The sequence below is a fragment of the Streptomyces sp. NPDC044033 genome (assembly GCF_056434425.1).
Genome location: NZ_JBWKFF010000012.1, coordinates 209,537 through 230,912, shown reverse-complemented (window position 1 = coordinate 230,912; position 21,376 = coordinate 209,537). Strand labels below are relative to the sequence as shown.

The window sequence follows — 21,376 nt, the reverse complement described above, 5'->3', positions numbered from 1 at the left end:
TTCTCCCTCGAGCGCCAGACTATGGTGGGGGGGACCAGATCCGTGGGGCAGAGTTTTTTTCTATCCCCCTCCGGCCGGCGGCCCCCCCGACACCCCCCCCCCGGGCGCCGTCACCCGAGTCAGCAGGCCGTCGCGGACGGCTCTTCCTTGATGAGGCGGGCGGTCTGGTCGATGAACAGCTTCATCTCGCGCGACAGCCGTTTCCCCCGCCGCCAGGCCAGCTGGGTGAAGACCTTGAACGGCGGCTGCCAGGGCAGCACCGCCATCTCCCCGCGTGCGAGTTCGCCGGCCACCGTGATCTTCGGGAGCAGGGAGACGCCGAGCCCGGCCATCACCCCGCGCTTGATCGCCTCGATGGTGCCGAACTCCAGGAACGAGGAGGTCTCGGCGCCCTTCAGCTCCCGCTCGAACAGGTCGCGGTAGGCGCAGCCGGCCTCCGTCGCCACCACCGAGGCGCCCCGCAGGTCGTCCAGGGACAGTTCGCGCATCGCCGTCATCGGGTGGCCTGGGGCGGCCACCAGCACCAGCGGCTCCTCCGCCAGCGTCATCGTCTCCAGGCCCGGCCGTTCGGTCTCGGCCTCCATGAGGAAGCCGACGTCGAAGGTGCCCTGGCGCAGCGCGTGGCAGGTCTCCGCGCAGAGGCTGGGCCGCAGCGAGAGCTGGAGCCGGGGGTAGCGGTGGTGGAAGAGCTCCAGCAGCGGCGGCATGCGGTAGGAGGTGATGCTCTCCATCGTGCCGATCACCAGTGTGCCCGCCGGCCCGTCGCGGCCGGCGATGTCCGAGCGGGCCTCGTCGGCGAGGGCGAGGATCTGCTCCGCGTACTCCAGCAGCCGCTCACCCGCCTCCGTCAGCCTGATCCGGCCCCCCAGCCGGTCGAACAGTTCGACGTCCAACGACGTCTCCAGCGCGCGGATCTGGCTCGTCACGCTCGACTGGGCGTAGCTCAACTCCTCGGCGGCGCGCGTGAAGCTCATTAACGACGCCACTCGTTGAAACGTGATCAGCTGACGGAATTCCATCGCACCCCCTGGCCCGAAACCTTCACCGGGATCATGCACACGGCATGTCCTGAAGTGAACTACTGCAACCCCGGCAATTCGCCCACGGGGTGGCGAGTTGCCTCGAAGCGATATGTGATACGCGTCACTTTTTCGAGTGGTGGGGGGATTCTGGCAGGCGTACGGCCTGACCGGGCCGTATCGGGCGCTGGACTCAACTGGCGTGCAGCATCAGCCCGATGCCCACGACCATCAGCCCCGCCGCCGCGATCCGGGGCGCGCCGAACCGCTCCTTGAAGAAGAGCGCGCCGATGGCCGCGCCCACGATGATCGACGACTCCCGCAGCGCGGCGATCGGCGCCAGCTCGGCCCGCGTCTGGGCCCACAGCACCAGCCCGTACGCGAAGACCGACAGCAGCCCGCCGGTCAGCCCGCGCACCGCGTACGGACGCAACTGCCCCGCCAGCGCGCCGCGCCGCGACGCGAGGGCGTACGCGGGGATGGCGATCCCCTCCAGGATCATCAGCCAGGCGATGTAGCCGAGCGAGCTGCCGGAGGCCCGTACGCCGAGGCCGTCGACGACCGTGTACGAGGCGATGGCCAGGCCGGTGGCGACGGCGGCGACGATCGCCGCCCAGTGCGGGCGCGAGCCGCGGATGCCCCACAGCGCGACGCCCACCAGACCGGCCGAGGCCACCACGACCCCCGCCGTCTGCCAGCCGTCCGGCAGCTCCCCGACGAAGACCGCCGCGAGCACGGTGACCACCAGCGGGGCGGTGCCGCGCGCTATCGGGTACATCTGACCGAAGTCGCCGAGCGAGAAGGAGCGCATCAGCAGCGCCTGGTAGACGACGTGCAGCACCGCGGAGCCGAGCAGGTACGGCCACGCCCCGGACGCGGGCAGCGGCGTGAAGAAGGCCAGCACGGCGCCGATGACCGCCCCGCCGCCGCCCACCAGCGTGAAGGCGATCAGCTGGTCCTTGATGCCGTGGGCGATGGCGTTCCAACTGGCGTGCGTGATGGCGGCGATGAGCACCGCCGTCGCTATGAGCGGCGTCATGCGGTGCGCTCGCGCACGTCCACGAGATCCCCGCCCGCGTGCTCGACCAGCGACCGGGGGGCGAGCGGGAAGACGGTGTGCGGGGTGCCGGCCGCGGCCCACACCACCTCGTGGCGGAGCAGCCCGCGGTCGGCGAGCACCCGGGTGCGGGTGCGGTGGCCGAAGGGCGGCACGCCGCCGATCGCGTACCCGGTGGTCTCCCGTACCAGATCGGCGCCGGCGCGCCGGACCCGCTCCGCGCCCAACTCCGCCCGTACCAGCTCGACATCGACCCGGGAGGAGCCGTCCACGAGCACCAGCACCGGCTGCCCGTCCGCCTCGAAGACGAGGGACTTGACAATCTGGCCGAGCTCGCAGCCGACCGCGGCGGCGGCCTCGACGGCGGTGCGGGTGGCGTCGGGGAAGCGGCGGACCTCGACATCGAGGCCCAGCTCACGCAGGGCCTCGGCGAATCGGGGGTGGGCGGTGTCAGGTGTGCTCATGCCCCCGACGCTAGCGCTGGTCGTAGGGGCCACGCGAGGTCGTTTCCGTCACTCGGAGGGCGCCCGGAGGGGGCGCGGAGGGCGCCCGGATATCCGCCGCGGTTCACCTTCCGCGGCGTACGGAGAGCCCTCCCCGCGTCACCCGGCGCGCAGCACGGCCGCGACGATCGGCCCGGCCGAGTCCCCGCCGTGCCCGCCCTTGGGGACGACGGCGGCGGCCGCCACATCGCCCCGGTAGGCGGTGAACCACCCATTGGACCTGGTCTGGTTGTCGACCTCGGCGGAGCCGGTCTTGGCCCCGACGTCCGAGCCGAGCCCCGCCATCGCGCCCTGCCCCGTGCCCTGGGTCGCGGTCAGCTTCATCATCGCCCGCAGGTCCTTCGCGACCGGGCCGGGCAGCGACCGGGCGGCCTTGGCGAGCTCGCGGTCGTCGACCGAGGGCGCCACGACGTACGGCTGGTGGAAGGAACCGGTACGGGCGGTGGCGGCGACGGAGGCCATGTTGAGCGGGTTCATCTGCACCCGGCCCTGCCCGATCATCGCGGCGGCCTTGCCCGCGCCGGTGTCGCTCGGCACGCTGCCGTCGAAGGTCGACAGCCCGGTCTTCCAGTCCAGCCCGATGCCGAAGACGTCCTTCGCGACGCCCGGCACCGCGCCGTCCGGGATGTCCTTGGCGAGCGAGATGAAGGCGGTGTTGCAGGAGGCGGCGAAGTCCTGGGCGAAGGTCGCGCCGGGGTTCTCGGCGCCCTCCACGTTGTGGAACTTCATCCCGTACGTCTGGTACTTCGGACAGGGCAGCGCCTTGCCCGGCGACGCCTTGCCCTGCTCCAGGAGGGTCGCCGCCGTGATGACCTTCATCGTCGAGCCGGGTGCGGTCTGCCCCATCAGCGCCGGGTTGAACGCGGTCTTCTTGGAGTTGGCGATCGCCAGGATCCCGCCGGTGCTCGGCTGCACCGCGACCACGGAGGCGTCGCTCTGCTTCTTCACCGCCTTCTCGGCGGCCCGCTGGGCGGCGGCGTCGAGGGTGGTCCGGAGCTTGCCGGGCTTCCCCTTGGAGACCGTGAAGAGGGTCGGACCGGGGGTGTGCTGGCCGTCCGGCTCGATCGCCACCTCCAGCCCGGCCTCGCCGCCCGCCTTGTCCCCGAACTTCTGGCGCAGCTGGGGCAGCACGGCGACGAGCGACGGATAGTCCTTGTCGTTCATCTCCTTGCCGTGCCGGTCGACGGCGGTGATCTGCGGGTGGGAGTCGCCGGCCGTCAGGTGCTGGCCGCGCTGCAGCTTCGGGTGGAGCACGGCGGGCTTCCAGTCGACGAGCGCCCGCCCGCTGTTCTTCCCGCGGTGCACGGTGAGGGCGGAGTCGTACGTCCACGTGGCGTGATGCTCGCCGGAGGAGACCTCGGCGGTCACCGCGAACGGCACCTTCGAGCCGGCGGCCGTGCCCGGCTTGAAGGACACCTTCTTCACATGGGCGTCCTCGCGGTACCCGGTGAGCGCGGCCACGGCGGCCCCCGCGTTGTCCGTGAAGTCCGCCGCCTTCTCCGGGTCGCCGGCCGCCCACGCGTCGAGGAAGCCCTTGGCGGCCTTGTCGATCTCGTCCGCGGTGGGCGGCCCCGTACGGTCGGCCGCCGGCTCGCTGTGCGCGGCCGTCCGGCTGCCCGTAGCCCCCTCGATCACGTTGTAGGCGCCGTACCCGGCCACCCCGACGACCGCGGCGATCGTCCCGCCGACCGCGATCTTGACGCCAGTGCGCATGTCCCAGCCCCCCTCAGGCCCCCAGCAGTTTTAATCATGTGATTAAAACCTGACGCGCGCACTCTACGCGACGTGAGAGGCGCGTGGGGTGAGCCGGTTCCACCGGCTCCGGGGAGCTCAGATCCAGCTGTCGAACCACATCCGATTCCGCCACGCGTCCAGCGGAATCGCCTGCCCCGTATAGATCGGGAAGAAATAGACGAAGTTCCACACGATGAGCAGGACCAGCGCGCCCGCGCCCACCGCGCCCGCCACCCGCCGTCTCTCGGACGACCCCGGCGGCCCCAGCATCGCCCCGATCATCATCGCCAGGGCCAGACACAGGAAGGGCAGGAAGACCACCGCGTAGAACAGGAAGATGGTCCGTTCCTGGTAGTTGAACCACGGCAGATAGCCCGCCGCGACCGCGCACAGGATCGCGCCCGCCCGCCAGTCCCGCTTGAAGGCCCAGCGGTAGAGCAGATACAGCAGCGCGAAGCACGCCGCCCACCACAGCAGCGGAGTGCCCAGGGCCAGCACCTCGCGGGCGCACTTGCCCACCGCGTCCTTGGGGCAGCCGTCCTGACCGGGCTTGGGGGACTCGTAGAAGTACGAGACCGGGCGGCCCTGGATCAGCCAGCTCCACGGGTTGGACTGGTACGTGTGGGGCGACGTGAGGCCGGTGTTGAACTTCCAGACCTCCGCCTCGTAGTGCCACAGGCTGCGCAGCGGGTTGAGCACCCCGGCCAGGAAGCCGTCCGGGCTGTGGCCGCCCTCCGTCTCCGCCCAGTGCCTGAAGTAGCCGCTGTGCTGCCAGCCCGCCGCCTTGCTGTACGTACCGCTCTTAGCGAACCAGCCGGTCCACGACGCCAGGTAGACGCAGACGGAGACGACCACCGTGGACAGGAACGCCCACGGCACGTCACGCCGCAGCGCCGAGCGGTACGGGCGGTAGGCCCCCGCCAGCCGGCGCGAGCCCACGTCCCACACCACCACCATCAGACCGAACGCCGCCAGATAGATCGCGCCGTTCCACTTCGTCGCGCACGCCAGGCCCAGACAGAGCCCCGCCGCCAGCCGCCACGGCCGCCACCCCAGCTTCAGCCCGTCGCCGACGTCGGCGTCCGGACGGGCCAGCCCGTCCGGGCCGACCGGCAGGGCCGCCGCGATCCGCGCCCGGGTCCGGTCGCGGTCGATCAGCACGCAGCCGAAGGCCGCCAGCACGAAGAAGACCAGCACCGAGTCGAGCAGCGAGGTGCGGCTCATCACGAACGCCAGCCCGTCCACCGCCATCAGCGTGCCCGCCAGGCACCCCAGGAACGTGGAGCGCAGCAGCCGCCGCCCGATCCGGCACAGCATCAGCACGCACGCCGTCCCCAGCAGCGCCACCATGCACCGCCAGCCGAACGGCGTCAGCCCGAAGAGCTGCTCACCGAGGCCGATGACCCACTTGCCGACCGGCGGATGCACCACATACGCCGCCGCCTCGCTGACCGGGATGTGCTGCGGCGTGTGGAGAAGCTGGTCATTGGCGTCCTTCGACCAGGACGCCTCGAACCCGTACTTCCACAGCGACCAGGCGTCCTTCGCGTAGTACGTCTCGTCGAATATCACCGCGCGCGGCGACCCCAGGTGCCAGAAGCGCAGCAGCCCCGCGAAGAGCGTGACGAGCAGCGGACCGCCCCAGCCCGTGCAGCGCGCCAGCCGCAGCGCGGCCCCGGGACCGACGCCGAGCGCGGCCCACAGCCGCACCCCGGGCTCGGGGAACGGCGGTACGAGCCGGTCCCGCAGGTCCGTCCGCGGCCGGCCCGCGTAGCCGAACCGGCGCAGCCCCCGCCGCCAGTTCGGCTGCTGATCGTCGGCGGCCTGGCCCTGCTGGGCGTGCGTCGCGGTGTCACTGGTCACCGCGCCATCGTAGGGAACTCATCTGTGCGAGTCTCGGGGCGGCGCACGGCTCGGCGTGGGACGGCGGGCGCCCGCACCGCGCCGGGAGGTCACGACGGGCCCGGCGCCCCGGGCCGTCCGCGCCCCGGGCCCGCGCCGCGCGCCGCGCTCGCCGTGCCGGGCGAGCCGCCCGCCCCTGCGAGGATGGGCCCGTGACTGCCGCATCCACTGAGACCCCCTCCAGCGCCCCCGCCGTGCTCGTCCTCGCCGGCACCCCCATCGGCGACGTCGCCGACGCCCCGCCCCGGCTGGCCACCGAACTGGCCGCCGCCGACGTGATCGCCGCCGAGGACACCCGGCGGCTGCGCCGCCTCACCCAGGCGCTCGGCGTGCACACCACCGGGCGCGTCGTCTCCTACTTCGAGGGCAACGAGTCGGCCCGTACGCCCGAACTGGTCGAGGCGCTGTCCGGCGGCGCGCGGGTGCTGCTGGTCACCGACGCGGGGATGCCGTCCGTCTCGGACCCCGGCTACCGCCTCGTCGCCGCCGCCGTCGAGCGCGGCGTCAAGGTCACCGCCGTCCCGGGCCCGTCCGCCGTGCTGACCGCGCTCGCCGTCTCCGGGCTGCCCGTCGACCGGTTCTGCTTCGAGGGCTTCCTGCCCCGCAAGGCCGGCGAGCGGCTCGGCAAGCTCCGCGAGGTCGCCGACGAGCGCCGCACCCTGGTCTACTTCGAGGCCCCGCACCGGCTCGACGACACCCTCGCCGCCATGTCCGAGGTCTTCGGCGCGGACCGCCGCGCCGCCGTCTGCCGCGAGCTGACCAAGACGTACGAGGAGGTCAAGCGTGGCCCGCTGGCGGAGCTGGCCGAGTGGGCCGCCGAGGGCGTACGCGGCGAGATCACCGTCGTCGTGGAGGGCGCCCCGGCCACCGGACCGCAGCACCTGGACCCCGCCGAGCTGGTCCAGCGGGTGCTCGTACGGGAAGAGGCGGGGGAGCGGCGCAAGGAGGCCATCGCCGCCGTGGCGGCCGAGGCGGGGCTGCCGAAACGGGAGGTGTTCGACGCGGTCGTCGCGGCGAAGAACGCCGCGCGCCAGGCCCCACCGGCGGGCAAAGGACTCTCGTGAAAACCTAAAGCTTAGGCATGGCAGCCGGGCGCTTGCGATATCAAGTAGCCAAATTTGTCCCAATACGCAGAAGGGCTGTCGCGCCGTCGCCGGGAAAGGCGTTCTCTGGAGGTGGGACGTCCGTTCCCGGAGAGACTTGTCTACGGACAAGAGGAGCTGCCATGAGCGAGATCGCAGGAACCTCAAGTGGTGTCCACCCGATTGCCCACCCGAGGCTCGCATCCGATGAGAACGCGCACGAGGCGTACGCCTTCGCGTGCATGAAGTGCGGGCACGGCTGGGAGCAGAGTTACGAGATAGAGCACCACGTGGACACCCACGGGCGGGCCTTCGTCGTCTACTACGCGGACGGCACCCGGGTCCCGTCCCCGCTGACCACCCCGACCTGCATGAACTGCGGCGCGCACGTCGTGCGCATCATGGGTTCCGGCCGGGTCTCCATGGTCACCGAGGCCCTGCACCGCCCCCCGCACTCCACGCCGGCCGCCGTTCCGGCGGCGGCCACCGGCGCCGAGGCGCCGACCCGCGGCGGACCGGGCGGAGGCGACGGGCTCGACGGCCGCGAGCGCCCCGCCGAGCCCCCGCGGCACACCGGGGACCACCACTGGCACCTCGCCGACCTGCTGAAGCCCTTCCACCACCGGAAGTGAGCCCCGCCCCGGCCGGGCAGGTCCCCGGCCGGGAGATCATAGAATCGCGGTCATGGCGGCAACAGCATCGAAGAGCGGCAGGCAGAGCGGCGACCGCAAGGATCAGGACGTCCCACCGCCGCTCCCGGCCCCCCTCGACGTGCCCGTCGCCGACTCGCACACCCATCTGGACATGCAGCGGGGCACCGTCGAGGAAGCCCTGGCCAAGGCCGCGTCCGTCGGCGTGACGACCGTCGTCCAGGTGGGGTGCGACCTGGCCGGATCCCGCTGGGCCGCCGAGACGGCCGCCGCCCACGAGAACGTCCACGCGACCGTGGCGCTGCACCCCAACGAGGCGCCCCGCATCGTCCTCGGCGACCCCGACGGCTGGTCCCGCCAGGGCGCCCGGTCGGCGGGCGGCGACGCGGCCCTGGACGCCGCCCTCGCCGAGATCGACCGGCTGGCCGCCCTCCCGCATGTGCGCGGCGTCGGCGAGACCGGCCTCGACCACTTCCGCACCGGACCCGACGGCATGGCCGCCCAGGAACGTTCCTTCCGCCGCCACATCGACATCGCCAAGCGCCACGGCAAGGCCCTCGTCATCCACGACCGCGAGGCGCACGACGACGTGCTGCGCGTCCTCGACGAGGAAGGCGCCCCCGAAACCGTCGTCTTCCACTGCTACTCCGGCGACGCCGAGATGGCCAAGGTCTGCGCCGGCGCCGGGTACTACATGTCCTTCGCCGGAAACGTCACCTTCAAGAACGCCCAGCCGCTGCGCGACGCCCTCGCCGTCGCCCCGCGGGAGCTGATCCTGGTCGAGACGGACGCGCCGTTCCTCACCCCGATGCCCTACCGGGGGCGGCCGAACGCGCCGTACCTCATCCCCGTCACGCTCCGTGCCATGGCGGACGTCAAGGGCGTCCACGAGGACGAGCTGGCCGCGGCCGTGGCGCGGAACACCGCCCGCGCCTTCGGCTACCCGGAGCCGCCGCGCCACACTGTGTGACCAGTCGCCTTTGTAGAGTGACGCGGCGCTCCGCTAGATTCCCGGCCAGAGCCGGGCCTTCGAGCCGGGCCTGGAGCCGGACCAGCGGTCGGACCCAGTGGAGCGTCGCGTGAGTCAAGCACAGGGCAGCCACCGAGCCGCGTACCGCGGCGCCGAGGCCCCCGCCCGCCCGGCCGACCCGTATCTGCCCCGGCAGATTCCGTACGAGCCGGAGCAGATTCCGTACGAGCCGGAATGGCCGGAGTGGCGGGAACGGCCGGACTGGCCGGAATGGCCGGAGCGGTGCGACGAGCTCCACGGGTACGCCGGCCCCGGCGACGCGGAAGCGCGGGAAGGGCCCGCGAGCCACCCCCGCGACCTCGGCCCCTACGAACCCGCCGCCGAACCCGCCGCCGCCGAACCCGCCGCCGCCGAGCCGGTCCGCCCCGAGCCGGGCGGCGGCCGGGCCGCCGCGCGCCGCGCCGCCCGCCGCAAGCGCCCGGCGGAACGCCCCGCGGGGCTGCTCCGCCTCGTCCCCCGCGCCCTCGTCGTCGCCTTCCTGGCGGGCGGCACCTCCGCCTTCGTCGCCAGCGACAAGGCCGTACGGCTCGACGTCGACGGCACCCCCCGCACCCTGCACACCTTCGCCGACGACGTCGACGAACTCCTCGCCGACGAAGGCGTGCCCATCGGTGCCCACGACGTCATCGCGCCCGGCCGCGACCACGGACTCGCCACCGGCGACGAGGTCACCATCCGCTACGGCCGCCCCCTGACCCTCGACCTCGACGGCGAGCGCCGCCGCGTCTGGACCACCGCCCGCACCGTCGCCGGGGCGCTGCGCCAGCTCGGCGTGCGCGCCGAGGGCGCCCACCTCTCCGTCGACGGTTCGCGGGCCATCGCCCGTACCGGCCTCGACCTGGCCGTACGCACCGAGCGCACCGTCACCTTCATGGCCGACGGCCGCGAGCACACCGTCGCCACCAACGCGGCGACCGTCCGCGAGGCCGTCGAGGCGGCCGGCATCACCCTGAGCGGCCAGGACTCCACCTCCGTGGCCCCCGAGAGCTTCCCCCGCGAGGGCCAGACCATCTCCGTCATGCGCATCACCGGCGGCGAGGAGGCGCGCGAGGAGCCCATCCCGTTCCACACCGAGCGGCGGGAGGACCCGACGCTCTTCAAGGGCACCGAGACCGTCGAGACGGCCGGCCGGCAAGGCGTACGGCGCGTCACGTACGGACTGCGGACCGTCAACGGCGTCCGGCAGAGGCCGAAGAAGCTCCGGACGGAGACCGTCGAATCGCCGCGCGCCCAGATCGTGCGGGTCGGCACCAAGCCCAAGCCCACCGGGGCCGACGGCCTCGACTGGGACGGGCTCGCCCAGTGCGAGGCGGGCGGGCGGCCCGACGCCGTGGACGCCTCCGGCACATACGGGGGGCTCTACCAGTTCGACACCCGGACCTGGCACTCGCTCGGCGGCAGCGGACGGCCGCAGGACGCACCGGCCGAGGAGCAGACCTCCCGGGCCAAGAAGCTGTACATCAGCCGGGGGGCGAGTCCGTGGCCCGTCTGCGGCCGTAAGCTTCACGGGTGAGCTCCAGCCCCACCACAGACGATCCCGGCCCCCTCCTGGGCCCCGCCGACATCCGCGACCTGGCCGCCGCGCTCGGCGTACGCCCGACGAAGCAGCGAGGCCAGAACTTCGTCATCGACGCCAACACCGTCCGCCGGATCGTCCGGACCGCCGATGTCGGGCCCGACGACGTCGTCGTCGAGGTCGGACCCGGGCTCGGGTCACTGACCCTGGCCCTGCTGGAGGCCGCCGACCGGGTCACCGCCGTCGAGATCGACGACGTGCTGGCCGCGGCGCTGCCCGCGACGGTCGCCGCCCGGCTCCCCGAGCGCGCCGACCGCTTCGAGCTGGTCCACTCCGACGCGATGCGCGTCACCGAGCTGCCCGGCCCCGCGCCGACCGCGCTGGTCGCCAACCTCCCGTACAACGTCGCGGTGCCGGTGCTGCTGCACATGCTCGCGACGTTCCCGACCATCGAGCGGACCCTCGTCATGGTCCAGGCCGAGGTCGCCGACCGGCTCGCCGCGCGCCCCGGCTCCAAGGTGTACGGCGTGCCGTCCGTGAAGGCCGCCTGGTACGCCGACGTCAAGCGCGCCGGCTCCATCGGCCGCAGCGTCTTCTGGCCCGCCCCGAACGTCGACTCCGGCCTCGTCTCGCTGGTCCGCCGCGCCGAGCCCATCAAGACCACCGCCGCCAAGCGGGACGTCTTCGCCGTCGTCGACGCCGCCTTCGCCCAGCGCCGCAAGACCCTGCGCGCCGCCCTGTCCGGCTGGGCCGGCTCCGCCGCCGCGGCCGAGGCGGCGCTGGTCGCCGCGGGCGTCTCCCCGCAGGCGCGCGGCGAATCCCTCACCGTCGAGGAATTCATCGCCATCGCCGAACACAAGGTCCCCGGCGAGGGCGGCGACGCGTGGGCGGGCAGCAGGACGTACGAAGCCGCGGCCGACGCCGACCCGGAGGGCGACCGATGAGCACCCCCGGCCTCCCCGCCGTCCCCGCCGTCGGCATCGGCACCGGCGGTGTCACCGTGCGCGTCCCCGCCAAGGTCAACGTGCAGCTCGCCGTGGGCGGGCGCAGGCCCGACGGGTTCCACGGGCTGGCCAACGTCTTCCTGGCCGTCGGCCTCTACGACGAGATCACCGTCACACCCGCCGACGCCCTGTACGTCACCTGCTCCGGACCCGACACCCACCACGTGCCGCTGGACGCCACCAACCTGGCCGCACGCGCCGCGACCGCCCTCGCCCGCCGGTACGGGCGCGAGCCGGACGTCCACATCCACATCGCCAAGGACATCCCCGTCGCCGGCGGCATGGCCGGCGGCAGCGCGGACGCCGCGGGCGCCCTCGCCGCCTGCGACGCCCTGTGGGACACCCGCGCCGACCGCTCCGAACTCCTCGGCATCTGCGCCGAGTTGGGCAGCGACGTGCCGTTCAGCCTCCTCGGCGGCGCGGCCCTCGGCCGGGGCCGGGGCGAGCTCCTCACCCCCCTCGACGTCGGCGGCGTCTTCCACTGGGTCTTCGCGGTCGCCGACGGCGGCCTCTCCACCCCGGCCGTCTACGGCGAGTGCGACCGGCTCCGCGAAGCGTCCGGCACGGGCGCGACCACGGCGGACATCGCCGCCGACCCCGAACCGTCCGCCGCCCTCCTCGAAGCCCTCCGCGGCGGCGACCCGGCCGCCCTGGCGGCGGCCGTGAGCAACGACCTCCAGCCCGCCGCCGTCTCCCTGCGCCCCTCCCTCACCGCGACCCTCGCCGCGGGCACCGCCGCCGGCGCCCTGGCCGCGCTCGTCTCCGGCTCCGGGCCGACCACCGCGTTCCTGACCGAGGACGCGGCCACCGCCCGTACCGTCGCCGACGCCCTCCTCGCCTCCGGCACCTGCCGCACGGCGCGCGTCGCCACCGGCCCGGCCCCGGGCGCCACCGTGCTCTCCACCGGCTGACCCCGGGGCGCGATGAGTACCGGTACTCAAAGGACTTGAGTACCGGCACCGTGCCGTACGGCCCGCCCGCCGCGCCATCGTGCCCGTATGAGACCACGACGACCGGCCGCGGCACGTACGGGCGTACGCGAACTCGCCGAGGCCACGCCCAGCGGCCGCGACCGCTACATCGACCTGCTCCGCGTCGCCTCGCTCGGCACGGTCGTGCTCGGCCACTGGCTGATGGCCACCGTGACCGTCGACGGGGACGGCGAGGCGCGCGTCGGCAACCTCCTCGCCGTCGAACCGGCCCTCCAGCCCCTGACCTGGCTCCTCCAGATCATGCCCGTCTTCTTCTTCGTCGGCGGCTTCTCGCACGCCCTGTCCTACCGGTCCCTCGCCCGCCGCGGCGAACCCGGCGGCTCCCTCTACGCCGCCTTCCTGCGGGCCCGGCTCCAGCGGCTGCTGCGTCCCACCATGGTCTTCATCGGCATCTGGGGAGCGGGCGCGCTGACCGTCCAACTCCTGGGCGCGGACGGCTCACTGACCGGCATGGCCGCCCGGCTCGTCGCGCAGCCGCTGTGGTTCATCGGCATCTACCTGGCGATGGTCGCCTTCACCCCGCCCCTGCTGCGCCTCCACGAACGCTACGGCTGGGGCGCGTTCGCCGCCCTCGTCGCGGCGGCCGCCGCCGTCGACGCCCTGCGCTTCGCCCTCGACGTGCCGTACGTGGAGTTCCTCAACTTCGCCTTCGTCTGGCTCGCCGTCCACCAACTCGGCTTCCTGCGCGCCGACGGCCGCCTCGCGGCCCGCGGCCTCCGCGCACCGGCGGCGCTGGCCCTCACCGGCCTCGCGGGCGCCGTCACACTCGTCGCCGCCGGCCCGTACCCGCTGTCCATGGTCGGGATGCCCGGCGAGAAGATCAGCAACATGTCCCCGCCGACCCTCGCGCTGCTCTGCCACGGACTGTGGCTCGTCGGCGCGGTCGAGCTGCTGCGCGCCCCGGCCGGACGGCTGCTGGCCCGCCCCCGCGTATGGCGCGGCGTGGTCGCCGCCAACGGCATCGCGATGACGGCGTTCCTGTGGCACCTCACCGCGATGCTCGGCGTGTACGGGGCCCTGCTCGCCCTGCGCGTACCGCTGCCCGGCCCCGCGACCGGACCGTGGTGGGCACAGGTCCCCCCGCGGATCGCGGCCGCCGCCGCCGTGACGGCGCTGCTCGTCGCGGCCTTCCGGCGGTTCGAGCGGCCGTCCGCCGCCCGCGGCCCGGCCGAGCCGCGCCCGGCCTCCGGCCCGGTGGCCGCGCTCGGCGTCACGCTGTGCCTGTTCGGCGTCCTGGGCCTGTCCATGGTCGGCTTCGGCGGCCTCCTGGAGGGCCGCACGGCCCTGCTGGTCGCCGTGCGCGTCTCCGCGCCGATGGCGGTCCTGGCGGCCGTCGTGGGCTGGTTCCTGGTCGAGGCGGTCAGCGGCCCGGCGCGGACGCGACGCCGCTGACCGGCGGCCGGGCCGCGGTCCACCGGCGGACGGCCGGGCGCCGCGGTCCACCCCAAGGGCGGTCGGGCACCGTCGGCGCGGGCGATTACGCTGGGAAGCCCGGTCGATTCGAGCAGCAGGAGTGAGATGGCAGTGGCAGCCAACCTGGTCAATCTGGAAGCCGTCGGCAAGGTGTACGGCACGCGTGCGCTGCTCGACGGCGTCTCCCTCGGCGTCAGCGAGGGCGACCGGATCGGCGTGGTCGGCCGCAACGGCGACGGCAAGACCACCCTCATCCGCATCCTCGCGAAGCTGGAGACCCCCGACACCGGCCGCGTCACGCAGACCGGCGACCTGCGCCTCGGCGTGCTCACCCAGCACGACTCGCTCGACCCGGCGGCCACCGTCCGGCACGAGGTGATCGGCGACCTCGCCGACCACGAGTGGGCGGGCAACGCCAAGATCCGCGACGTGCTGACCGGCCTGTTCGGCGGGCTGGACCTGCCCGGCTTCGGCCAGGGCCTGGACACCGTCATCGGCCCGCTGTCCGGCGGCGAGCGCCGCCGCATCGCGCTGGCCAAGCTGCTGATCGCCGAACAGGACCTGATCGTCCTGGACGAGCCCACCAACCACCTCGACGTCGAGGGCATCTCCTGGCTGGCCAACCACCTGCGGGCGCGCCGCTCCGCGCTCGTCGTCGTCACCCACGACCGCTGGTTCCTGGACCAGGTGGCCACCCGCATGTGGGACGTCCAGCGCGGCGACGTGTACGAGTACGAGGGCGGCTACTCCGACTACGTCTTCGCCCGCGCCGAGCGCGAGCGGATCGCCGCGACGGAGGAGGTCAAGCGGCAGAACCTGATGCGCAAGGAGCTGGCCTGGCTGCGCCGCGGCGCCCCGGCCCGCACCAGCAAGCCGCGCTTCCGCATCGAGGCGGCCAACGAGCTGATCGCCGACGTGCCGCCGCCGCGCGACAACGCCGAGCTGATGAAGTTCGCCAGCAACCGGCTCGGCAAGACCGTCTTCGACCTGGAGGACGTGACCGTACAGGCCGGTCCGAAGACGCTGATCAAGCACCTCACCTGGCAACTCGGCCCCGGCGACCGGGTCGGCCTGGTCGGCGTCAACGGCGCGGGCAAGACCTCGCTGCTCCGCGCCCTCGAACAGGCCGCCCGCACGGACGGCGACACCCAGCCCGCGGCCGGCAAAATCGCGGTCGGCAAGACGGTGAAGCTGGCCTACCTCTCCCAGGAAGTCGTGGAACTCGACCCCGCCAAGCGGGTGCTGGAGGCCGTGCAGCAGGTCCGCGACCGCGTCGACCTCGGCAAGGGCCGGGAGATGACGGCCGGGCAGCTGTGCGAGAAGTTCGGCTTCACGAAGGAGCGGCAGTGGACGCCCGTGGGCGACCTGTCCGGCGGTGAGCGCCGCCGCCTGCAGATCCTGCGGCTGCTGATGGACGAACCCAACGTCCTCTTCCTCGACGAACCGACCAACGACCTCGACATCGAGACCCTGACGCAGCTGGAGGACCTGCTCGACGGCTGGCCCGGCTCGATGATCGTCATCAGCCACGACCGGTACTTCATCGAGCGCACCACCGACCGCGTCTTCGCCCTCCTGGGCGACGCGACCCTGCGCATGCTGCCGCGCGGCCTCGACGAGTACCTGGAGCGGCGGCAGCGCGTCATCGAGGCGCAGACCCCCGCCGTCGCCCCGGCGCCGGCCAAGCAGAAGCCCGCCGGGGACGCCCGCGCCGCCAAGAAGGAGCTCCAGAAGATCGAGCGCCGCCTCGACCGCATCAGCGACTCCGAAACCAAGCTGCACACCCAGATCGCCGACCACGCCACGGACTTCGAGAAGGTGGCCAAACTCGACGCCGAACTGCGCGAACTGGCCTCGGAGCGCGACGACCTGGAGATGCGCTGGCTGGAGATGGCCGAGGACGCGTAGCGGGGCGGGCGGCGCGGACCGATGTCCGAGGAGCCCCTGCCCGGCGGGGCCGTGCACCATGTGGTGCGCGTGGGCGACACAGTGCGCCGCCCCGCCTCGGCGGGCACACCGTTCGTACAGCCCGTAGCCGTCGGCGGTGTCGCAAAACATTCGGTGGAACCGGCCGGAACGGCGCGGCCCGCCGGGTCCGGGCGGCGGCACAACAGTCCTGTCACGGGCCGGTCTCAGGTGAGGGAGGGGGCCTTGGCCGGGCCTTGTGATGTCGGTGGCGGGTGGTAGAAAGAATGTCCGCTCGTCTGTCATCGACTGGCGGGTTCCGCGCCCGATTCGCTCCTTCCCGGTGGATATTCAGTCGATATCCGGCCACCGGGAGTGCGGGGGAGACCAGTCGGTGCTGCGGGCCCGCGTAAAGAGGAAAGCTGATGTCACAGCCGCCCCCGCCGCCGAACGAGCCGCCGAAGGGCGGCTTCGGTGCGCCGCAGGAGCCCTCGTACGGCTATCCGCCCGCCCAGCCGCCGCAGCCGCCGCAGGGACAGCCCGGTTACGGCTATCCGCAGGCGCCGCCGCCACCGCCGGGGAATCCGCCCGGGGCTCCGCGAACGCCGCCGCCCCCGGGGAATCCGCCGGGTGCTCCCCAGCCGCCGCCCCCGCCGCCCGGGGGCTACGGCTACCCGGCTGGGCCGGGTCCGCAGGACTTCCCGACCCAGCCGTACGGCGCGGGCCCGCAGCCGGGGCAGCCCGGACCGTACGGGCAGCAGCAGCCGGGACCGTACGGGCAGCAGCAGCCGGGACCGTACGGGCAGCAGCAGCAGCAGCCCGGACCGTACGGGCAGCCCGGGCCGTACGGCCAGCAGCAGTACGGCGCCTACCCGCCGCCCGGCCAGTTCCCCGGCGGGGCGCCGGGCGGCGGCGGGAAGTCCAAGCAGCGCATGACCGTCATCGTCAGCGCGGTCGTCGTGCTCGCCCTCGCCGTCGGCGGCGGCGTCTGGTTCGCCACGAAGGGCGGCGACGACAAGAAGGACGAGAAGCGCGCGGCCGCGCCCGGCGAGGGCGGCGGCGACAAGAAGGACGCGAAGTCCAAGACCGTCGAGGGCAAGCTGCTCTTCGGCAAGGAACAGGCGCACGTCCCCGACCTCGTCACGACCAAGGGCCTCTGGGCGACCGACAAGTACGTCGTCAAGTCCGACGCCTACAAACTGGTCGGCTACGGGCTCTCGGGCGGCCAGAAGTGGGAGGTCGCGCTCGACGGGGAGGTCTGCTGGGCCTCCGCGCAGACCACGGCCGACGGCAAGACCGCGGTGCTCTTCAAGAACGCCAAGCCCACCGCCAAGGACAAGTACCCCAGCTGCAACCAGGTCGCCGCGATCGACCTCAACGCCGGCAAGAAGCTCTGGCAGCACACCGCCAAGTCCGGTGACGAGGACATCCGCTTCGACGAGGTCACCGTCGGCGGCGGCACCGTCGCCGCGGGCGGCACCGCCGGCGGCGCCGCCTGGGAGCTCGACGGCGGCAAGGAGCTGTGGAAGCCCAAGAGCGGCGACTCCTGCAAGGACAGCGGCTACGCGGGCGGCGGCAAGCTGGTCGCGGTGCGCCGCTGCGGCGCGTACAACCGGCCGTCCCTGGAGGTCCAGACGCTGAACCCGGCGACGGGCGCGGTGAAGTCGGCCTTCAAGGTGCCCACCGGCATCGAGTACGTGCACATCGCCGCCACCGACCCGCTGGTCGTCGGCCTCGACGCCGCCGGCTCCGCGGGCAGCGGCGTATCCGACTTCATGGCCGTCGACGACAGCGCGAAGACCGGCCGGATGCGCAGCAAGATCTCGACGCAGAGCGGTGTGTACACGCCGAAGTGCGACTCCACGAACGTCGAGGGCTGCGTCAAGCTCGCGGTCGGCAAGGACACCCTGTACCTGCCGACCAAGGAGCACCAGAGCGGCAAGTCCACGGTCACGGGCCAGGTCAACGAGGTCGTCGGCTTCGACCTGGCCAGCGGGCAGTCCAAGGGCAAGACCGAGGGCAAGGCCGGCTCCCTCCTGCTGCCGCTGTCGATGGACGAGGACGGCCACGTCATCGCCTACCAGACCCCGACGTACGAGGCGGGCGGCTCGGTGGTGCGCATCGACCCCAAGACGTACGGGAAGGACGTGCTGTTGAAGAACCCGGCGTCCTCGCACGAGGTGGAGAACGCGCTCTCGCCGGACTACCAGGAAGGTCTGTACGCTCAGGGGCGGCTCTTCCTCGGCAATCACTACGCCGACAAGCCCCGTTCCTCGCTCAGCGGCAAGAAGTACACGTTGCTGATCTTCGGCGGCAGCTGACCGGCGGCCGGCCCGGCGGCCGGAGCCCCGGCGCGCGCTCGGACCGCGGCCCCGCTCGTACGTACCGTACGGACGGGGCCGCGGACGTGCTGGAACGTTCCGCGCCGAGCCCGAACTACGCGCGATTAGGCGGGATTTCGGCATTCCGGGGGACTTCTCGCCGGTAAGGGGCGCGCGATGGCGAACGAGCGTGTAGCTTCCGGGAGCAAGGGGCTCAGGGAGACGTACGCGAACGCGACCAGGGGAGGGAGCCGGGCAGGCCGGAAGGGCCGGTACGTAGGTCTCTTGGGGGGACAGGGGGGTAGGTCATGGCCGTGCGGCTCATGGTGGTCGACGATCACCGTCTGCTGGCCGAGGCGCTCGCTTCGGCGTTGAAATTGCGCGGGCACAGAGTGCTGGCCGCGGCTGCTCCGAGCGCCGGGGCGGCCGAACTGGTGGTGAGCAGGGCGCCGGAGGTGTGCCTGCTGGGCACGGCGACGCCCGCCGAACCAGGGGTGTTCGAGCCGATCGTACGGATCAAACGCGAGCGGCCGCAGGTCGCGGTGGTGGTGCTCGGCCCGGTGCCCAGCCCGCACGGGATCGCGGCGGCCTTCGCGGCCGGCGCCTCCGGCTATGTGCGGCACAACGAGCGCATAGAGGGCGTCGAGCGGGCCATGGTGAAGGCGCGTGCCGGGGAGGCCGCGATCGACCCGCAGCTGCTCCAGAACGCCTTCGCCGAGCTGCTCAATCCGGCGGCGCAGCCGGACGACGAGGGTGCGCGGCTGCTGCACATGCTGACGCCGCGCGAGGTGGAGGTGCTGATGCGGGTCGCGGAGGGGGAGGACACCCGGCTGATCGCGGCGGGCATGGGCATCGCCCCGAGCACGGCCCGTACGCACGTACAGCGGGTGCTGATGAAGCTGGGCGTGACGTCCCGGCTGGAGGCGGCGGCGCTGGCGGCCCGTACGGGGCTGCTGGACCGCGCCGCCACCAACGCGTCGAGCCACGCGACGGAGCCGGGCGCGGCACAGCCGTCCTGACTCCGCTCGCCGCGTGGCGGCCCCGGGCCCCGGTCAGTTGTCGCCGTGCGCGGCCTCGTCGTGGGCGGGCTCGTCCGGCGCGGCCTCGTCCGGCGCGGCCTCGTCCGGCGCGGGCGGTATGGCCGGCCGCAGCTTGAGCCAGACCAGGAAGGCGAGCCCGAGGACGAGCATGCCCAGGCCCGTCCACAGGTTGATGTTGATGTCCTGGGCCTTCTTGATGTCGGCGTCGGACGCGGTGATCCCGGCGATGGTGACGATCACGCCGTAGACCACGAAGAGGCCGCCGATGATGCGCCGTACGTCGAAGAGGCGCGCGGCGGTGGTGGACTCGCGCTCCAGTTCTTCGACTTCGCGCTGGTAGTCGCTCATGGTGCGTGCTTCTTTCCCTCGGTTCGTCGGGGCTGGTGGTGGGGCTCGCCGCTAGAAGGAGAACGGGATGTAGCAGAGGGCCGCGAGCACGACCGCGCTCCAGCCGAGCAGCGCGGGCTTGCGGTACCACGCGTCGTCGCCCTCGGCGGGCAGCTCCGTCATGCCGGGCGACCGGGTGCCGTAGACCAGGCCGGCCAGCGACTCGGTCGACTTGGACTTGGTGAACAGCGTGACGACCAGCATCACCGCGGCGCCGACGAGGAACGCGACGATCGAGGAGACGAAGTTGGCGCCCTGGTCGGACGGTATCGAGATGACGCCCTGCTTGTAGAACCAGAAGTAGTTGACCATCGCGGCCACGGTGCCCGACAGCAGCCCCCAGAACCCGGCCGCCGGCGTGGTGCGCTTCCAGAACATGCCGATGATGAAGACGACGAACAGCGGCACGTTGAAGAAGGAGAACAGGGTCTGGAGGTAGTTCATGATGTTGCTGAACGAGGAGGCGATGAAGGCGGTGCCCATGCCGGTCAGCACGCCGACGGCCGTGACCCAGCGGCCGGTCTTGAGGTAGTACGCGTCCTCGCGGTCCTTCTTCAGGTACGCGCCCCAGATGTCGTTGGTGAAGACGGTGTTGAAGGACGACACGTTGGCGGCCATGCCCGCCATGAAGGCGGCGAGGAGTCCGGTGACCGCGATGCCCAGCACGCCGTTGGGCAGCAGGTCGCGCATCAGGACCGGGATGGCGTCGTTGTACTGGAGCCCGTCCTTGCCCGCCTTGCCCAGTGAGGGCTCCATGACCAGGGCGATCAGGCCGGGGATGACGACGACCAGCGGGATGAAGATCTTGGGGAAGGCGGCGATGAGCGGGGTGCGCTTGGCCGCGCTGAGGTTCTTCGCGGAGAGCGCGCGCTGCACCTCGGCGAAGTTGGTGGTCCAGTAGCCGAAGCTCATGACGAAGCCGAGGCCCAGGACGATGGTCAGCCAGTTGGCGCCCAGCGGGTTGGACTCGCCGATGCCGGTGCCCTTCCACGCGGTCAGGAAGGCGTCGCCGTGCGATCCGGAGAGCGAGTCGGTGAGACCGTGCCAGCCGCCCACCCGCTTGAGGCCGACGATGGTCAGCGGGATCAGGGCGGCGAGGATCACGAAGAACTGGAGGACCTCGTTGTAGATCGCCGAGGAGAGTCCGCCGAGGGTGATGTAGGCGAGGACGAAGAACCCGGCGATGACGATGGCGACCCACTGCGGCCAGCCGAGCAGCGCCTGGAGCACGATCGCCATCGCGTACAGGTTGACGCCCGCGATCAGCACGGACGACACGGCGAAGATGATCGAGGAGAGCAGGTGCGAGGACGGTCCGAAGCGGTGCAGCAGGAATTCCGGTACGGAGCGCACCTTCGAGCCGTAGTAGAACGGCATCATCACCAGGCCCAGGAAGACCATGGCGGGGATCGCGCCGATCCAGTACCAGTGCACGGTGTACGCGCCGTACTGCGCGCCGTTGGCCGCCATGCCCAGGATCTCGGTGGCGCCGAGGTTGGCGGCGACGAAGGCGAGGCCGGTGACCCAGGCGGGCAGTGAGCGGCCGGAGAGGAAGAAGTCGAGGCTGGTTTTGACGGAGCGCCGGGCCGCGAATCCGATGCCGAGGACGACGGCGAAGTAGATCCCGAGGATGGCGTAGTCGAGCCCGTTGGTGGGGAGCCGAAGCCCTTCGGCCAGATTCTGCATGGGGTGCTCTTTTCGGATGGCACGGGGGTTGGCGGTGACACGGCGGTGGGCTGCGCTGATCGCACAGCAACGTACGCGCAGCCGGTCCGAAAATGAACACTTCTGTTGGGTGTCTTTGTTGGATTGTGATGTTGA

General features: G+C 72.5%; 17 protein-coding genes. 10 read left to right on the top strand and 7 right to left on the bottom strand.

Annotation, left to right across the window (positions count from 1 at the left end):
* Positions 1-119 precede the first annotated feature (119 nt).
* From AC07AB_RS22375 to AC07AB_RS22355, 5 genes are all read right to left on the bottom strand, one after another.
* Positions 120-1,019, bottom strand: a complete 900-nt coding sequence (locus AC07AB_RS22375; protein WP_478569578.1) for a LysR family transcriptional regulator — start codon at positions 1,017-1,019, stop codon at positions 120-122.
* A gap of 193 nt (positions 1,020-1,212) precedes the next feature.
* Positions 1,213-2,058 (bottom strand): EamA family transporter, encoded by an 846-nt coding sequence (locus tag AC07AB_RS22370; protein WP_478569576.1) that lies wholly within the window; start codon positions 2,056-2,058, stop codon positions 1,213-1,215.
* A complete protein-coding gene (locus AC07AB_RS22365) occupies positions 2,055-2,540 on the bottom strand; it encodes a YbaK/EbsC family protein (protein WP_478569574.1) in 486 nt (161 codons plus the stop codon). Before AC07AB_RS22365 ends, AC07AB_RS22370 begins: the two co-directional genes overlap by 4 nt.
* A 138-nt stretch (positions 2,541-2,678) precedes the next feature.
* A complete protein-coding gene (locus AC07AB_RS22360; protein WP_478569572.1) occupies positions 2,679-4,292 on the bottom strand; it encodes a penicillin-binding transpeptidase domain-containing protein in 1,614 nt (537 codons plus the stop codon).
* A 117-nt stretch (positions 4,293-4,409) separates the two neighbouring features.
* The gene (locus tag AC07AB_RS22355) at positions 4,410-6,176 is read right to left on the bottom strand and encodes a dolichyl-phosphate-mannose--protein mannosyltransferase (RefSeq protein ID WP_478569570.1); all 1,767 of its coding nucleotides are present in this window, start codon (positions 6,174-6,176) and stop codon (positions 4,410-4,412) included.
* 191 nt (positions 6,177-6,367) lie between these two features.
* Here AC07AB_RS22355 and rsmI point away from each other — a divergent pair, with 191 nt between their 5' ends.
* The 10 genes from rsmI to AC07AB_RS22305 all read left to right on the top strand — a co-directional run bounded on the left by rsmI (position 6,368) and on the right by AC07AB_RS22305 (position 19,147).
* Positions 6,368-7,279: a 16S rRNA (cytidine(1402)-2'-O)-methyltransferase gene (gene rsmI / locus AC07AB_RS22350; RefSeq protein ID WP_478569568.1), complete on the top strand. Its 912-nt coding sequence runs from the start codon at positions 6,368-6,370 to the stop codon at positions 7,277-7,279.
* 161 nt (positions 7,280-7,440) lie between these two features.
* A complete protein-coding gene (locus AC07AB_RS22345; protein WP_478569566.1) occupies positions 7,441-7,929 on the top strand; it encodes a hypothetical protein in 489 nt (162 codons plus the stop codon).
* A 52-nt stretch (positions 7,930-7,981) separates the two neighbouring features.
* On the top strand, positions 7,982-8,917 hold the full coding sequence (locus AC07AB_RS22340) for a TatD family hydrolase (RefSeq protein WP_478569564.1): 936 nt from the start codon (positions 7,982-7,984) through the stop codon (positions 8,915-8,917).
* A 109-nt stretch (positions 8,918-9,026) separates the two neighbouring features.
* The gene (locus tag AC07AB_RS22335; RefSeq protein WP_478569562.1) at positions 9,027-10,490 is read left to right on the top strand and encodes a ubiquitin-like domain-containing protein; all 1,464 of its coding nucleotides are present in this window, start codon (positions 9,027-9,029) and stop codon (positions 10,488-10,490) included.
* On the top strand, positions 10,487-11,437 hold the full coding sequence (gene rsmA / locus AC07AB_RS22330) for a 16S rRNA (adenine(1518)-N(6)/adenine(1519)-N(6))-dimethyltransferase RsmA (protein WP_478569560.1): 951 nt from the start codon (positions 10,487-10,489) through the stop codon (positions 11,435-11,437). The genes AC07AB_RS22335 and rsmA overlap by 4 nt, the downstream gene beginning before the upstream one ends.
* On the top strand, positions 11,434-12,408 hold the full coding sequence (locus tag AC07AB_RS22325; protein ID WP_478569558.1) for a 4-(cytidine 5'-diphospho)-2-C-methyl-D-erythritol kinase: 975 nt from the start codon (positions 11,434-11,436) through the stop codon (positions 12,406-12,408). Before rsmA ends, AC07AB_RS22325 begins: the two co-directional genes overlap by 4 nt.
* An 87-nt stretch (positions 12,409-12,495) precedes the next feature.
* The gene (locus AC07AB_RS22320; protein WP_478569556.1) at positions 12,496-13,881 is read left to right on the top strand and encodes an acyltransferase family protein; all 1,386 of its coding nucleotides are present in this window, start codon (positions 12,496-12,498) and stop codon (positions 13,879-13,881) included.
* 132 nt (positions 13,882-14,013) lie between these two features.
* A complete protein-coding gene (locus AC07AB_RS22315; RefSeq protein WP_478569643.1) occupies positions 14,014-15,810 on the top strand; it encodes an ABC-F family ATP-binding cassette domain-containing protein in 1,797 nt (598 codons plus the stop codon).
* Positions 15,811-16,232: 422 nt separating this feature from the next.
* On the top strand, positions 16,233-18,128 hold the full coding sequence (locus AC07AB_RS22310) for a hypothetical protein (protein ID WP_478569554.1): 1,896 nt from the start codon (positions 16,233-16,235) through the stop codon (positions 18,126-18,128).
* Positions 18,129-18,436: 308 nt separating this feature from the next.
* On the top strand, positions 18,437-19,147 hold the full coding sequence (locus AC07AB_RS22305; RefSeq protein WP_478569552.1) for a response regulator transcription factor: 711 nt from the start codon (positions 18,437-18,439) through the stop codon (positions 19,145-19,147).
* A gap of 33 nt (positions 19,148-19,180) precedes the next feature.
* Here AC07AB_RS22305 and AC07AB_RS22300 read toward each other — a convergent pair whose 3' ends face one another.
* Both AC07AB_RS22300 and AC07AB_RS22295 read right to left on the bottom strand, forming a co-directional pair.
* Positions 19,181-19,516: a hypothetical protein gene (locus AC07AB_RS22300; protein ID WP_478569550.1), complete on the bottom strand. Its 336-nt coding sequence runs from the start codon at positions 19,514-19,516 to the stop codon at positions 19,181-19,183.
* A gap of 51 nt (positions 19,517-19,567) precedes the next feature.
* Positions 19,568-21,241: a sodium:solute symporter family protein gene (locus tag AC07AB_RS22295; protein ID WP_478569548.1), complete on the bottom strand. Its 1,674-nt coding sequence runs from the start codon at positions 21,239-21,241 to the stop codon at positions 19,568-19,570.
* Positions 21,242-21,376 lie beyond the last annotated feature (135 nt).